Annotated in this window: 1 protein-coding gene; it reads right to left on the bottom strand. The window is 73.3% G+C overall.

Translation table 11 applies throughout. The features are described 5' to 3' along the window. Positions 1-656: KS-MAT linker domain-containing protein (locus EJK15_RS72510; protein ID WP_476739222.1), on the bottom strand; the 656-nt coding region annotated here is incomplete at both ends.

The raw sequence follows: 656 nt of genomic DNA on the forward strand, positions 1-656 counted from the left end.
CCCGGCCTGCGCGAACACCGTCTGATCCAGCACCCCACCAGCAGCAGAACCAGACCCAGGCCCAGCAGCCCCAGAACGAGCAGAACCACCGGCCTCGCTGGCCTCGCTGGCCTCGCTGGCCTCGCTGGCCTCGCTGGCCTCGCTGGCCCCGCTGGCCTCGCTGGCCTCGCTGGCCTCGCCGAGGATGATCTGCCGCAAGCCCAACCCACCGGCCAGGCCCGTCACCACACCCGCAGCATCGGCGGTGAGTTCAGCCTCCAGCAACGCACACGCCTCATCGAAAGCGCGGGCGAACACCGGGAAAGCCGCATACAACTCCCGGCCCATCCCAGGCCGCTGAGCACCCTGACCGGAAAACAGCACCGCCACCCGGCCCGGCCGCACCCGGCCCACCACCGAGGACGACCCCAGCACCCCGGCCGCCAACCCTCCGACCGCCAACTCCCCAGACGCCGACTCGCCAGCGGCCAGCGCCCGCAACCCAGCCAGCAGACCCTCCCGATCCGCCACCGGCAGCACCGCCCGGTACTCCAGGGCGGCACGGCGCGACAGCCCAGCCGCCACCTCCACCGGACCAGCCGCATCATGCCCGGTCACGAACCCGGCCAGCCGGGCGGCCTGCGCCCGCAACGCCGCCTCGCTCTTGGCCGACACCA

The sequence above is a fragment of the Nonomuraea basaltis genome (genome assembly GCF_005893125.1).
GTDB lineage: Bacteria > Actinomycetota > Actinomycetes > Streptosporangiales > Streptosporangiaceae > Nonomuraea > Nonomuraea basaltis.